The sequence below is a fragment of the Paraburkholderia mimosarum LMG 23256 = NBRC 106338 genome, from assembly GCF_000739815.1.
Taxonomy (GTDB): Bacteria; Pseudomonadota; Gammaproteobacteria; order Burkholderiales; family Burkholderiaceae; genus Paraburkholderia; species Paraburkholderia mimosarum.
In genome coordinates this window covers 1-12,764 of record NZ_BBJJ01000117.1, presented here as the reverse complement: position 1 = coordinate 12,764, position 12,764 = coordinate 1, and the positions used below count along the sequence as shown (strand labels likewise).

Annotated in this window: 14 protein-coding genes; 7 read left to right on the top strand and 7 right to left on the bottom strand. The window is 65.0% G+C overall.

The annotated features are described in order from the left end of the window. The first annotated feature begins 393 nt into the window (after positions 1-393). Together BMI01S_RS34210 and BMI01S_RS34205 are read left to right on the top strand one after the other, a co-directional pair. On the top strand, positions 394-1,152 hold the full coding sequence (locus BMI01S_RS34210) for an SIR2 family NAD-dependent protein deacylase (protein WP_244145476.1): 759 nt from the start codon (positions 394-396) through the stop codon (positions 1,150-1,152). A 116-nt stretch (positions 1,153-1,268) separates the two neighbouring features. After that, complete coding sequence (locus BMI01S_RS34205) at positions 1,269-1,772, top strand: CinA family protein (RefSeq protein ID WP_028232744.1); 504 nt, start codon at positions 1,269-1,271, stop codon at positions 1,770-1,772. 451 nt (positions 1,773-2,223) lie between these two features. Here the strand turns inward: BMI01S_RS34205 and BMI01S_RS34200 are convergent, their stop codons facing one another. Beyond that, positions 2,224-3,147, bottom strand: a complete 924-nt coding sequence (locus BMI01S_RS34200; RefSeq protein ID WP_042292312.1) for a DMT family transporter — start codon at positions 3,145-3,147, stop codon at positions 2,224-2,226. A gap of 490 nt (positions 3,148-3,637) precedes the next feature. Between BMI01S_RS34200 and BMI01S_RS34195 the strand changes: the two genes are divergently transcribed. Next, the gene (locus BMI01S_RS34195) at positions 3,638-3,859 is read left to right on the top strand and encodes a hypothetical protein (protein WP_028212092.1); all 222 of its coding nucleotides are present in this window, start codon (positions 3,638-3,640) and stop codon (positions 3,857-3,859) included. Between the two features lie 140 nt (positions 3,860-3,999). Here the strand turns inward: BMI01S_RS34195 and BMI01S_RS34190 are convergent, their stop codons facing one another. After that, complete coding sequence (locus tag BMI01S_RS34190; RefSeq protein ID WP_028212093.1) at positions 4,000-4,275, bottom strand: hypothetical protein; 276 nt, start codon at positions 4,273-4,275, stop codon at positions 4,000-4,002. A gap of 102 nt (positions 4,276-4,377) precedes the next feature. Beyond that, positions 4,378-5,202 carry a Mut7-C RNAse domain-containing protein gene (locus BMI01S_RS34185; RefSeq protein ID WP_042292307.1) on the bottom strand — a complete coding sequence of 275 codons (825 nt, stop codon included), beginning with the start codon at positions 5,200-5,202 and terminating at the stop codon, positions 4,378-4,380. Positions 5,203-5,344: 142 nt separating this feature from the next. Here BMI01S_RS34185 and BMI01S_RS34180 point away from each other — a divergent pair, with 142 nt between their 5' ends. Both BMI01S_RS34180 and BMI01S_RS34175 read left to right on the top strand, forming a co-directional pair. Beyond that, the gene (locus BMI01S_RS34180; protein ID WP_028232742.1) at positions 5,345-6,223 is read left to right on the top strand and encodes an NAD(P)-dependent oxidoreductase; all 879 of its coding nucleotides are present in this window, start codon (positions 5,345-5,347) and stop codon (positions 6,221-6,223) included. A 300-nt stretch (positions 6,224-6,523) separates the two neighbouring features. Beyond that, positions 6,524-6,889 carry a response regulator gene (locus BMI01S_RS34175; protein ID WP_028212095.1) on the top strand — a complete coding sequence of 122 codons (366 nt, stop codon included), beginning with the start codon at positions 6,524-6,526 and terminating at the stop codon, positions 6,887-6,889. A gap of 236 nt (positions 6,890-7,125) precedes the next feature. Here BMI01S_RS34175 and argC read toward each other — a convergent pair whose 3' ends face one another. Together argC and BMI01S_RS34160 are read right to left on the bottom strand one after the other, a co-directional pair. Next, the gene (gene argC / locus BMI01S_RS34170) at positions 7,126-8,073 is read right to left on the bottom strand and encodes an N-acetyl-gamma-glutamyl-phosphate reductase (RefSeq protein WP_028212096.1); all 948 of its coding nucleotides are present in this window, start codon (positions 8,071-8,073) and stop codon (positions 7,126-7,128) included. Between the two features lie 341 nt (positions 8,074-8,414). Next, positions 8,415-9,005, bottom strand: a complete 591-nt coding sequence (locus tag BMI01S_RS34160) for a YbhB/YbcL family Raf kinase inhibitor-like protein (RefSeq protein ID WP_042292304.1) — start codon at positions 9,003-9,005, stop codon at positions 8,415-8,417. Positions 9,006-9,271: 266 nt separating this feature from the next. Here BMI01S_RS34160 and BMI01S_RS34155 point away from each other — a divergent pair, with 266 nt between their 5' ends. After that, a complete protein-coding gene (locus BMI01S_RS34155; RefSeq protein WP_028232739.1) occupies positions 9,272-9,970 on the top strand; it encodes a response regulator transcription factor in 699 nt (232 codons plus the stop codon). 108 nt (positions 9,971-10,078) lie between these two features. Here the strand turns inward: BMI01S_RS34155 and BMI01S_RS34150 are convergent, their stop codons facing one another. After that, on the bottom strand, positions 10,079-10,765 hold the full coding sequence (locus BMI01S_RS34150; RefSeq protein ID WP_028212100.1) for an orotate phosphoribosyltransferase: 687 nt from the start codon (positions 10,763-10,765) through the stop codon (positions 10,079-10,081). A 418-nt stretch (positions 10,766-11,183) separates the two neighbouring features. On the opposite strand from BMI01S_RS34150, the gene BMI01S_RS34145 reads away from it, so the two are divergent. Beyond that, positions 11,184-12,440 (top strand): MFS transporter, encoded by a 1,257-nt coding sequence (locus BMI01S_RS34145; protein WP_028232738.1) that lies wholly within the window; start codon positions 11,184-11,186, stop codon positions 12,438-12,440. A 114-nt stretch (positions 12,441-12,554) separates the two neighbouring features. Here the strand turns inward: BMI01S_RS34145 and BMI01S_RS42675 are convergent. After that, positions 12,555-12,764: hypothetical protein (locus BMI01S_RS42675; RefSeq protein WP_218002764.1), on the bottom strand; the 210-nt coding region annotated here is incomplete at its 5' end.

The window sequence follows — 12,764 nt, the reverse complement described above, 5'->3', positions numbered from 1 at the left end:
GCACGTCGTGCCGCTGCAACTGCTCGCGTATCACACGGCCTGCGCGCGCGGCACCGATGTCGACAAGCCGCGCAATCTCGCGAAGTCGGTGACGGTGGAGTGAGGCTTTTCGCGCGTCGCAGGTCGTCTTCTGTGGCCGCGCCGGGAACGTCCTGAGAGAGGGGATGCCAGTGCGGCATCCCCTTTTTGTTGTGCCATCGAGCTGGAAGCGCCGAGAGGCCGCTCAGACGCCTCGCGCACCCGCCGCATAGGGGCGGGGCTCATCTCGCGCGCAGCGCCGCCTCCAGGCGCCGCTGCGCGCTCGCTAGGGCGACGGGGTACGTCTCCATCGCCAACCGCTGCCGAAACGCCCTCGGCCAGTCATAATGTCGCGGTTCGACCAAGGAGACAAAAGTGGTGCAATCCCGGCAACCTGGCCAGTCAGGCCGACTGCCCCGCCTGTTCGTGTTTTCCGGTGCGGGCCTGTCTGCGGAGAGCGGTATTTCGACGTTCCGCACCGGCGACGGCATCTGGTCCCAAGCCAGCATCGACGAGGTATGCAATTACCTCACGTGGCGCCGCAACCGGCACGCGGTGTTCCGCTTCTACAACCAGCGCATCGCCGAATGCGTCGACACGCGCCCGAACGCCGCCCATGAGCGACTCGCGAAGTGGCAGAACGCCTGGGGCACCGAGCGCGTGCATCTCGTCACGCAGAACATCGACGACCTGCTCGAGCAGGCCGGTGCGCGTCAGGTCACGCATCTGCACGGCGACATGATTTCGCTTCTGTGCACCGATTGCGACTATCGCTTTCCGGTCTCCGGCAAGGGACTCGATCCGCAGGCCGCCTGTCCCGCGTGCGGGCAGGTGGAGAGCGTGAAGCCCGGCGTCGTGTTCTTCAACGAGGCGGCGCCCGAATACGAGACGCTGTGGCGCATTCAGCGCGACATGACGCCGGGCGATCTCTTCATCGCCATCGGCACGGCGTTCGAGGTCATTCCGCCTGAGCGGCTGCTGCCACCCGAGCGCTATGGGCGCCACGAACGCAATTTCCTCGTCGACCCGGCGCCGCGGCGCACGGAATGCTTCGGCGTCGTGGCGGCCGAGCCCGCGACCATCGGCTTGCGCAATCTCGAGCCCATCATCGAGCGGATGATGGCGGGCGGCTAACGCGCGGCGTCACCGCATGGCGCATCGAGCAAGGGCGTGTCTCCTCGGGAGCCACGCCCTTTTTCGTTGAGTGCGCGTGCGACACTCGCATTTTTCGCTTTTGATTCTTTGTTGCCATGAACATCTCGAAGCAGATCGTCGGCTATCTGAAATCACGCTCGCTCGTGCTCACGAGTGTCGAGACCTGCACCGCCGGCGCGATCGGCGTGATGCTGGCGGAGCAGGGAGGCGCGTCGGGGTGTCTCGATGGCGGCTGCGTCGCGCATTCGCAAGCGGCGCTCGCGGCGCTGCCCGGTGTGAATGCGCAGACGGTCGAACGCTGCGGGCTCGTGAGCGAAGCGATTGCGCGCGAAGCCGCCGAAGGTGCGCTTGCGCGAAGCGGGGGACGCGCGAGCGTTGCGTTGGCGAGCATAGGCCTGTTCGCGCACGAAGACGACGAGCGCGGCGCTGCGGTGACGCATTGCTTCGCGTGGGCGTTCATCGAAGAGGGTCGCGTGCATAGCGCTGGCGAAACGGTCTGCTTTTCCGGCAGACGCAACGAGATTCGCAGGTCGGTCGCGCGCCGCGCATTGCTCGGGTTGCCGCGATTCGTCGATAGCGTGCTCGCGCGAGAACATTGAAGCCGCGATGTCTCTGCGCGACTGCGCAGCACGCACGCGCAGCGAGCGTCGTGCGTTTTCTCCATATTCATTTGAGTATTCATATTTATAAGTAGTAGCAGTTAACAAGTCCTGGCGTTAACTGTGGACAACAGGGAAATTGCCAATCCGTTCATATCGATGCCGATCGAATAGCCATGCGGACAAACGCTGTACGCGTTGCGCGCTTGCGGGATAACTTTTCGGGTTGCTCGGTCCGACATGGGGTTATCAAGAAATGCTCCACAGGTCGTTCGCCAGGTCGTCCCCAGGTTATCCAGATGTGGGCGTGGATAACCCGGGCGGCGCGGCACGATTGCGCGTCGTTATCCACGTGAAAAGACCGCGCGAAAAAAAGGCGTCGCGCGAAGGCGACGCCATTCATCGAAACCCGGCGGCGAACTGGGCGTGCGCGGCGTGCCGTATGTCGTCTTTACGCCGTCTCCGCGGGCTGCGTGGCTGCGCGCTGACGAGCGCGCACGCGCGCCTGCCATGCCGGCAGCAACTGGCAGGCCAGCAGGCCCGCGAGCATGAGCGCGCAGCCGGCGAGTGCGCGCGGCGTAAGCGTTTCGCCGAGTGCGGCCCAGCCCGCGAGCGCGGCGAATACGCCTTCCATGCTGAATATCACAGCGGCGTGCGCGGGCGCGGCGTCGCGTTGGGCGACGACCTGCAGCGTATAGCCGACGCCCACCGAAAGCGCGCCGCCATAAAGGATGGTCGGCGCGGCGCGCACGATGTCGGCCGCGCGCAGTGGTTCGCAGGCGAGCCCGATCACGAGACACACCACACCGCAGGCGACGAACTGCACGATCGAGAGCGCGAGCGGATCGTGGCGCGGCGCGTAGTGGCCCACGAGCATGACCTGGATCGAGATCACGAGCGCACAGCCAAGCTGGTACCAGTCGCCGTACATCACCGAAAAGTGCTCGTTGATGCTGAGAAAGTAGAGGCCGACCGCTGCGAGCGCGGCGCCGAGCCAGGTGCCGAGTCCGGTGCGATGGCGCAGCAGCACGCCAAGCATCGGCACGATCACGACATAGAGCGAGCTGATGAAACCGGCGTTGGCGATCTTCGTGTAGCCGAGGCCGATCTGCTGGAGCGAGATGGCGGCGGCCAGGACGACGCCGAGCACCGCGCCGGAGCGCAGCAGCGCGCCGGTGAACAGCGCCTGGGGCGCCGGGCTGAGTCCCCCTGTCACGGCGCGCGGGCCGGCGCGGCGGCGCACGAACAAGAAGGCCGAGACCACACCGGCGCCCAGCAGAAAACGCAGGCCGGTGAACAGGAAGGGGCCGATGCTATCGAGACTGAGTCGCTGGGCGACGAATGCCGAGCCCCAGATCAGGGCGGCGGCCAGCATCAGCAGATTGGCGCGCACGTGGCGGCGGGTGGTGGATGGCAAGTGGAGATCTCTATTCGCGTGTATCGGAGCAACAGCGGGGGGTGCGACGGCGCTTTCGGCGGCCAGCGCGCCGATCGCGTGCGGCGCACTGTTGCGCATGGGACGTTGGGGTCGTTTCCTTGCTCGCGATCGTGTCTGCGTTCGTGTCTGCGATCGTGCCTGGATTCGCTGCGAATCGGACACGAACTGACCAGCGGCAAGGCAATTCAGCGCATTACGCGAAAGGACAACGAACCGCGGAGCGTAAATGCCAATCGTATCCGAATTGAAAGGAAATTGTCGCCCGGAAAATACACCGGTCCATTTACGGATGACAAACGTCCAACGCTGCGTGATACTGCTTCGCGCGAAACGCCCGCCCCGATCGGCAAGCGGACCGTGTCGCGGTTTCACGCTGTTCTAATTCACAACGTGCCGGTCATTATTTGTCAGGTTTGGGGAACAACAGATGAAAAAGACTCTCGCCTCGCTCATCGCAGCATCGGTCGCACTGATTTCGGTTCAGGCATTTGCACAAGACGCTTCGGCTCCCGCCGCAACCGCACCGGCAGCCAGCGCACCGGCGAAGGCCAAGAAGCACCACAAGGAGCTCAAGCAACACGGCAAGCGCGCCGCTGTGTCGGAAAGCGCATCGGCCGCCGGCACCGCCGACAAGGGTCAGGCGAACTAAAACGCCTGCGCGGCCAGGTTCGCGCGGTTTCGACGCCGCGCGCAACCGTGGCCATGAAAAAGCCAGAGCATTGCTCTGGCTTTTTTTCGTTCGCCGTGGGCGTTGCAGCGCGAGAGGGCTCGACGGCGCCGCCCGGGCGCTCAACGTGCGAGTCCAGCCTCGAGCAGTTCGGCGACCAGGCCGTTGAGGCCGCCCGGATGGTCCGCGGCGCGCGACTTCAGCTTCTCGACGAGTTCGGCGTTGAGCTTGCACGCGAACGGCACGAGCCCTTGCGCCTGATCCAGCTTGCGCTGCTCGCGGCGGTCCAGCGCCGGTGCCGCCGAGCCCTTGCCGAAGCGCTCGGGCCCGGACTTGTGCGTCGCCTGCATCAGTTTCAGCGCCTTGTTCTTTTCAAGGTCGGTTTTCTTCATGGCCATATGTCGTGCTCCGGTGTTGGGCGGTGGCGCGCATTGTACGCAAACGCTCGCGCGCGTCCATTGCCGGCAGGTGCGGTGGCGCCGAACCAGCGACGCTCGCCTTCAGGCGCCGCCTGGATCCAGCCCTTCGCCGTCGTCGTGCCGCTTGCGGACTTCGCGCGCGTCGGGCGTCTCGAGCGGACCGCCGGTTCGGCGCGTGAGGCCATCCATTAGCGCGCGCATGCGCTGCCAGTGCGAGCCTTCCCAGAACACGCGCTCGCAGACGTCGCAGGTGACGAAGCGCGTTTGCCGCTCATAGACACCCTCCGGCACACGCTTGCGCACGGCCGCGCGCTCGATGGGCCGCAGCGGCGCGTTGCACATGAGACACAGCCGGAACGGCCGGGCGCTCGCCGCAAGGTCGAGCCGCTCGAAGATCTCGTGGACCTGGGCGCGCGGCTTGAGCGCGCGCACGTAACAGCCGTGCGTGATGCTGCGCCGCTTGAGCAGCTCGCGGTCGCGCGTGAGCACGATGCGGTGCTCGGCGGCGGCGAGCGTCTCGATTTCGTCGTCGGGGTAGTGGTTGTCGTAGAGCGTGTCGAAGCCGGCCAGCCGCAGGAGCTGGGCGAGGCCGCCAAGATGCGCATCGGCGACGAAGCGCAACTCGCGCAGCGGCGCGTCGCGCACGCGCAGCAGGGGCCGGATGTCGAGCGCCTCGAACTTCGGGTAGACGGCCACGCGGTCGCCGTCGGCGAGCGGGTGCTCGAAACCTACCGATTCGCCATTCACGAGAATCAGCTCGACCTCCGTATGCGGCACGCCGAGCGCTTCGATCATGTGCTTCGCCGTGGCGTTGCGCGCGCAGGCGCAACTGAACGCACGCCGGCGCAGCGGCCGCGCCAGAAAGTCGTTCAGCTCCTCATAAAAGCGGAAGGTGGCGGTGACCATGCAAAGCAGTATCGCACCGCATGCCTCGCCGCGCGCGGCGGCGCGTTCATTTCCTCGGGGCGCGCATGCAACGTGGGCCGGCTTGTGTTCTAGTGGACGTTTTCCCGGTTGTTGTCACGGCTTTTCGTGAAAGGAGTGGGCGATGGACATTGGCTTTATCGGTCTCGGCGAGATGGGCGCCGCGATGGTCGGCAATCTGCTGAAAGCGGGCCATACGGTGCGCGTATGGAACCGCACGGCGGCGAAGGCGCAAGCTTCAGCGGCGGCGGGCGCGCGCATCGTCGGCTCGCCTCGTGAGGCCTTTGCCGGCGATGCCGTGGTTTCGATGCTCGCCGATGACGCCGCGCTGCGCGAGGTGATCGACGCGACGCTGCTCGATCATGCCCGGCAAGGGCTCGTGCACGTGAACATGGCGACCATTTCGGTGGCGCTGGCCGAATCGCTGGCGCAGGCGCATGCCTCGCGCGGCCTGCACTACGTCGCGGCGCCGGTGCTGGGAAGGCCGGATGCCGCGCAGGCGGCGAAGCTCACGATCATGGCCGCTGGGGCGGCCGAAGCAATAGCGCGCGTGCAACCGCTTTTCGACGCGATCGGCCAGAAGACATGGCACGTCGGCGCCCAGCCGCAGCAGGCAAACGTGATGAAGCTCGCCGCGAATTTCATGCTGGCTTCGGCCGTGGAGTCGCTCGGCGAGGCGGCGGCGCTGCTCGACGGCTACGGTGTGCCGATGCGTGACTTTCTCGACGTCGTGACGGGCGGACCGTTTCCGGGTCCGGTTTATGCGGGCTATGGCGCCATGATCGCCGAGCGGCGCTACGAGCCGGCGCTTTTCAAGGCGCGTCTCGGCCTCAAGGACGTGCGGCTCGCGCTGGCCGCCGCCGACCAGGCGGCAACGCCGATGCCTCTCGCGAGCGTGCTGCGCGACAGTTTGCTCGAAGCGGTGGCGCATGGCGACGGCGAGCGCGATTTCGCCGTGCTGGGCAACGTGGCGGCGCGTCGCGCGGGGCGCGGCATCGGATAGCGGCTGGCGGCAGCCGAGCGGGAGCTGGCTCGTCGTCGAATCGCCGCCTCGCGTCACGATGCAATGAGCCGCGGCGAACGTTGCCCGGTCATACGGCGTCAAAATCTTCAGACAACCGCTCGGTGACGCACAAATGCGTGCCGGGCCGCTAAGCACAATAGGGGCGCATCGCAACGGACGGCGGCCGGATTCCCGGCACCGTTCGCGAATGCAGGACGGGAAACCGGTCAGACGACAGGCCGCACGACAGACCCAACGGGAAATCTGGGCGCGCAGCCACAACAGGGTAGGAGACGGCGAATGGAGACCCGCATCCTGATCGCCGATAACGACGAGAAGTCACTGAACGGGCTCAGCACCTTGCTGACCGACCTTGGCTACGGGGTCTCCGCCGCGAAGACGCTCGACGACGCGATCCAGCTAGCGGCGCGCCGAGCCCCGGCCGTGGCCGTCATGGCGCTTTCGCTGGCGCAGGACGAGCCGGCCACGATCGTGCGCCGCCTTCGCGCGGTGAGCGGCGAACGCGTGCCATTGCTGATCGCGCTGGCCGGGTGGGGAGAATCGCGCCACCGCGACGAGGCGCTGGCGGCGGGCTTCGACGTCCATCTCGTGCGGCCCGTAGGGCTCGATCAGCTGATGTTCATTCTTTCTATGACGGGATCGTGACAAATGCGTTGTTGCGAAGCAACATTCAGGGTGTGCACTACTTTACATGTTGCATTGCATCACGCTAGTCGCTATACTGGTTCCTGTCTCCTCCATGTCTCCTCTGATATGGATTAAGCCCGCCGACATTGGCGGGCTTTTTTTTGCCTGTACGTCGGACGCGTACGCTTCGTACGGGCGAAAAAAAACCGGCTCAACGAGCCGGTTTTCTTGTTTGCGCTCCCGTTGCGGGCGCATCAGGCATGCAGGCCAGTATTCTCAGCCGCGCCGATCGCGAGGTTCATGCACTGGATCGCCGCGCCCGAGGCGCCCTTGCCCAGATTGTCGAGGCGCGCGACGGTGACGAACTGCTCTTCATTGCCGAACACGAAGAGGTCGACGCGGTTCGTGTCGTTGTTCGCCTGCACGTCGAACATGCCGGCGTCGAGATTCTCCTCGGCGTTGAAAGGCGCGACGCGCACGAACGGCTCGCCGGCGTAGTACTCGGCGAAGAGCGCCTGCACGTCTTGCGGTCTGGCGCGACGCGTGAGCTGCTGCGGCGAAAAATAAGTGGTGACGGCGAGTCCCTTGTAGAACGGTCCGACGATCGGCGTGAACACCGGCGCCGACTTCAGGCCGCCGTGCACCGCCATTTCCGGCAGATGCTTGTGCGTGAGGCCGAGCGCGTAGGGACGCGGGCTCGCGAGCTTCGCGTTGCCGCCTGCTTCGTACTCCGCAATCATCTTCTTGCCGCCGCCGCTGTAGCCCGTGAGCGAGTAGCTATGCGCGGCGAATTCCGGCGCGACGAGGCCCGCCTCGACGAGCGGGCGCATGGCCAGAATGAACGCCGACGCGTGGCACCCCGGCACCGCGATGCGCTTCGAGGTACGCACCTTTTCCCGCTGCGCGCGGGTCAACTCGGGCAGGCCATAGGCCCAGTCCGCGTGCGTGCGGAACGCCGTGCTCGCGTCGATCAGCACGGTACGGTCGTTCTCGACGAGCGACGCGGATTCGCGCGAGGCAACGTCTGGCAGGCAGAGGAAGGTGACGTCCGAAGCGTTGATGAGACGGCGGCGTTCCTCGACGTCCTTGCGCTTCGCATCGTCGATACGCAGGATTTCGACGTCGGTGCGCGGTGACAGGTATTCAAAAATCTTCAGGCCAGTCGTGCCTTCCTGTCCGTCGACAAAAACTTTCGTGCTCATCTCGGTCTCTCTGAACGCGGGGATTGCGGGGTTGCAAGCGAAGTTGCAAGCGGAATTGCAGAGGCTATGCCGGGCGCTGCGCCACGCGTCAGCCAGGCGGCGCCGGAACGGTATTTTAAGACTTCATGCGGGCGCACGTGTGAACGCGTCGCCAAAAAAACGGGTCTGCCCGCGAGCCGAGGCGAGCCACGCGTGAAGGCACGTGTAGCGCCGCAGGATTTCTTCGGGGACCGAACGGCTCGCGATCTTGCGGGCGTCGGTTCGCCAGAGGCGCTCGGGCGCATGTTGGCCGCCCGACGCATACCTCGCGGTGAACCGCTCTCGACCCACGGCGCGCTCGATCAACGACCGTATGTCACCGTGAGCTTCGCGCTGCCAAGGGTCGACCCGCTGATTTCGCGATCGAACAACGCAGCGGGGCGCCCCTGGGCGAGGGGGAGCGTGTCGATGCGCAATGCATAAACGGTGATGACGTAGCGATGCGGATTGCCCGGAGGCGGGCAAGGTCCGCCGTAACCGTCGACGTTGAAATCGTTGCGCGCCTCGATTGCGCCGAGCTTGCGCAGCGCGCCCGACGCGCTGGCATTCTCCGGCAGGCTCGTCACATTCGCGGGAACATTGGCGACGGCCCAGTGCCACCAGCCGCGCCCTGGCGCGTCGCGATCGAAGACAGTAATGGCGAAGCTCCGCGTCCCCGCTGGAGCATTGCGCCACGTCAAGCTCGGTGATCGATTCGGGCCGTTGCATCCCGCGTCGTTAAATATCTGGCGTGGGCCGATTTTGCCGCCATCCGTCAGGTCGGCGCTGGAGAGTGCGAAGTTTTCGCCAGAATAAGCTAAAGCCGAAACGATCCCGAGACTCGCCACGGCAAGCCTCGCGATTATGCTTGCGCGGGGCGCGCAATTCAGCTCGAAGTCATATGGAGTGCGCATCAGCGAGTTCTCCTGGGTTTGTGAAATTCGGGCCACATTCTCCTGAAGGAAACGTTTCATTTGCCCTCTGGCCCAAATCTGTCCAATATAGCGGGCATAAGCGAGCGAGGTTTCTCCTGCACGTGAACAAAGTGCGCCGAAAGATTCGGCTATAGTCATGAAATCTCCCGTTCGGGCACGTGAGGCCGCCGGGCGCCACAAGAAGAAGCCAATATGAACTTGCCGCGCGCCGGAGAGAGAAACAGATTTGGCTACACGGAGGGGTAATGCAGCAACCAATCAGGGTCGTAGTCGCCGACGATCATCCGGTGATCTTGTTTGGTGCGGAACAGGCACTACTCAATTTCCCGGGAATTCAGGTTGTTGGCCGCGCACGCCAATCCACGGAGCTGGTCAAGGTGTTGCAGACGGTTCCCTGCGATGTGCTGGTGACCGACCTTGCCATGCCTGGCGGCCAGTATGGTGACGGCCTGCCGCTCATCGGCTACCTGCGACGCAACTTCCCCAATATCCCCATCGTCGTCCTTACGATGCTCGAGAACGCCGCGCTGCTCAAACGCCTCGGCGAGCTGGGCGTGATCGCGGTAGTGCACAAATCCGACGATCTGAGCCACATCGGCCTCGCGGTGCAGCATGTGAGTCGTAATCTCGAGTACATGAGCCCGCAGGTGAGGATCGCGCTCGATCAGTTTCGCGCTAACAGCGGCGGTAAATCGGAGGAAGTCACGCTCTCAAAACGCGAACTCGAAGTCGTACGACTTTTCGTTTCGGGAATGACGATTAAAGAAATATCCGAAAAACTCAGTCGCAGCATTAAGACTATTAGTACCCAAAAAAATACGGCGATGCGCAAGCTCGGACTCGATCGAGACCCGGAGTTGTTTCAGTATGCGCAGAGCAATGGGTTGCTCAACCTTTCTTCGCAGGCGTCAAAGGAGGGCGGCGAGGCAGAAACGGCGCATTGAATTCCTCATGTCGATTTCCGCACGTTAATTACGGCACGGGGCCGTAAAAAAGGCCATCTGCCCACGAAGCAGATGGCCTTTTGCTTTGCGCTAGCTGCGCGCGGGCGCTTACTGCGGTGCCGCTGTCGCGCCGCCGTGCGCCGCCGACCACTCTGCCGGCGCATGCAGGAATTTCTCGACCTCGTCGAGCGTCTTCGTCTCGAAGTAGCCCGACTGCTTGGCGACGCGCAGCACGTCCCACCAGGTGGCGAGCGCGTGCAGATCGACGTCGATGTCTTTCAGGACCGAAACGCTTTCCTTGAAGATGTTGTAGTGGAACAGCACGAAGCAGTGGTTCACCTGCGCGCCGGCCGTGCGCAACGCATTGATGAAGTTGATCTTGCTGCGGCTGTCCGTGGTCAGGTCTTCGACGAGCAGAACACGCTGGCCTTCGGTGAGGAGACCCTCGATCTGCGCGTTGCGGCCGAAACCCTTCGGCTTCTTGCGCACGTACTGCATGGGCACCATCAGGCGGTCGGAGAGCCATGCCGCGAACGGAATGCCCGCGGTTTCGCCGCCGGCCACGGCGTCGATCTGCTCGTAGCCGACGTCGCGCAGGATCGTGGCTTCGGCCATTTCCATCAGGCCGCGGCGCACGCGCGGATACGAGATGAGCTTGCGGCAGTCGATGTAGACCGGGCTCGCCCAGCCGGAAGTGAAGATGAAGGGCTTTTCGGCGTTGAAGTGCACGGCCTTCACTTCGAGCAGCATCTTGGCGGTCGTGTCCGAGATCGTCTGGCGATCGTAGCCTGTCATGGGCGAATCCTTGGGTATGAGTGCGGGAGGAGGGTGGGCGCGGTGGCCCGGTGGCGCTGGCACGGCGGCGCCGAAGCCTGGCTTCGGCGCCTGCGATGCGCGGCCCGGGGGCGTCGATCGTCTGACCTTTCTCACGATCCTGGGTCTCGACGACTCGCCCGATCCGGACGGCTTCTCTTGCGCGCGTAGGCCGGTATTTTACCCGACTTGACGATCGCCGACGAGTCGCGCCGGCAACCGGCGACTGCTATCTGGGGCGCGAACGCCCGGGACGCTCCGGTTGGCGTTGTCGCCCGGCCATCAGGCGGACGCGAACGGCGCCGTCCGTTTGTTCCGCGGTTGTGACGGTCTGGCCGCGCCTTTACACTCACGCCGGTTCGCCTTCCCCCGCGAGCGCGTGCGCCACAGGATTGCCCACATGACTGCCGTTTCTCCGCCTGCCGCCTCTGTCACAACAGCCGCTGCCACGCGCGGCCACGCCCTGCGTGCACTCGTCGCTTCGGTGCTCGGCTACGCCATGGACGGCTTCGATCTGCTGATGCTCGGCTTCATGTTGCCCGCGATCAGCGCCGATCTGCATCTGAGCGGCGCGCAGGCTGGCGCGCTCGTCACGTGGACGCTCGTCGGCGCGGTCGCGGGCGGCATCGGGTTCGGTGTCCTGAGCGATCGCTACGGACGCGTGCGCGTGCTCACCTGGACCATCTTGCTCTTCGCGGTCTTCACGGGGATGTGCGCGCTCGCGCGCGGCTACGGCGATCTGCTCGTCTATCGCACCATTGCCGGCATCGGGCTCGGCGGCGAGTTCGGCATCGGCATGGCGCTCGTCGCCGAGGCGTGGCCGGCGCGGCTGCGCGCGCGGGCGTCGTCGTATGTCGGGCTTGGCTGGCAGCTGGGCGTGCTGGCCGCGGCGCTGCTCACGCCGTTGTTGCTGCCCGTGATCGGCTGGCGCGGCATGTTCGCAATCGGGCTTTTGCCGGCCGTCGTCTCGTTCGTGGTGCGCCGGCGCGTGGAGGAGCCAGCACTCTTTCTTGCGCATGCACAGCGCGTGGCCGTGGCCGGCAAGGCAGAACGCCCGCGCGCGCTGCGTCTGCTCGTGGCCGATGCGCGTACCGCGCGTGCGAGCCTCGGCGTGACCGTGCTTTGCTCGGTGCAGAACTTCGGTTATTACGGGCTGATGATCTGGCTGCCCGCGTACCTGTCGAAGTCCTTTGGATATTCGCTCACGAAGTCGGGGCTCTGGACCGCCGCGACTGTCGCTGGCATGGCGCTCGGCATCTGGCTCTTCGGCGTCGCGGCCGACCGCTTCGGCCGCCGTCCAGCGTTCCTGTTCTACCAGGCGGGCGCCGTGATCATGGTGTTCGTCTACGCGCAGCTTTCCACGCCGTTCGCGCTGTTGATCGGCGGCGCGGCGATGGGCGTGTTCGTGAACGGCATGATCGGCGGGTATGGTGCGCTCATCTCGGAGCTGTATCCGACCGCCGCGCGCGCAACCGCGCAGAACGTGCTCTTCAACATCGGCCGCGCCGTGGGCGGCTTCGGGCCGCTCGCCGTAGGCGCGCTCGCGGCGCGCTACTCTTTCGCGGCGGCACTCGGCATGCTCGCCTCGATCTATGTACTCGACATCTTCGCCACGCTCTTCCTGATTCCCGAACGGCGCGGCGCGGCGCTCGAATGATCGCCGCTCATCCGTAAGACGACACGGTATCGCGCGCGCCGCTGCTTTCTCAGCCGCGCCCATGCCCGCTATGAGTGCCTGACCCAAGTGGACGTGTACGGCACGAGGTGTACACTAATCGGCCCCGCTGGAGCGCTCGCGCCGCGTAGTTCGCGCCGTGTCGTTCAGGTGATTCGTCTGCGTTTCGTCTGCTGCCGGGTTCGTTGGCTTGCCTGCGGATCCCACGCCTTCGAAATCTTGCGCGGCGAGACGTCCTGGTGGGCTTACGAAAATAAAACATTCTCTCTCTACGTCTCTCATGTCCAGGCAGGCCTGAAAATGGAT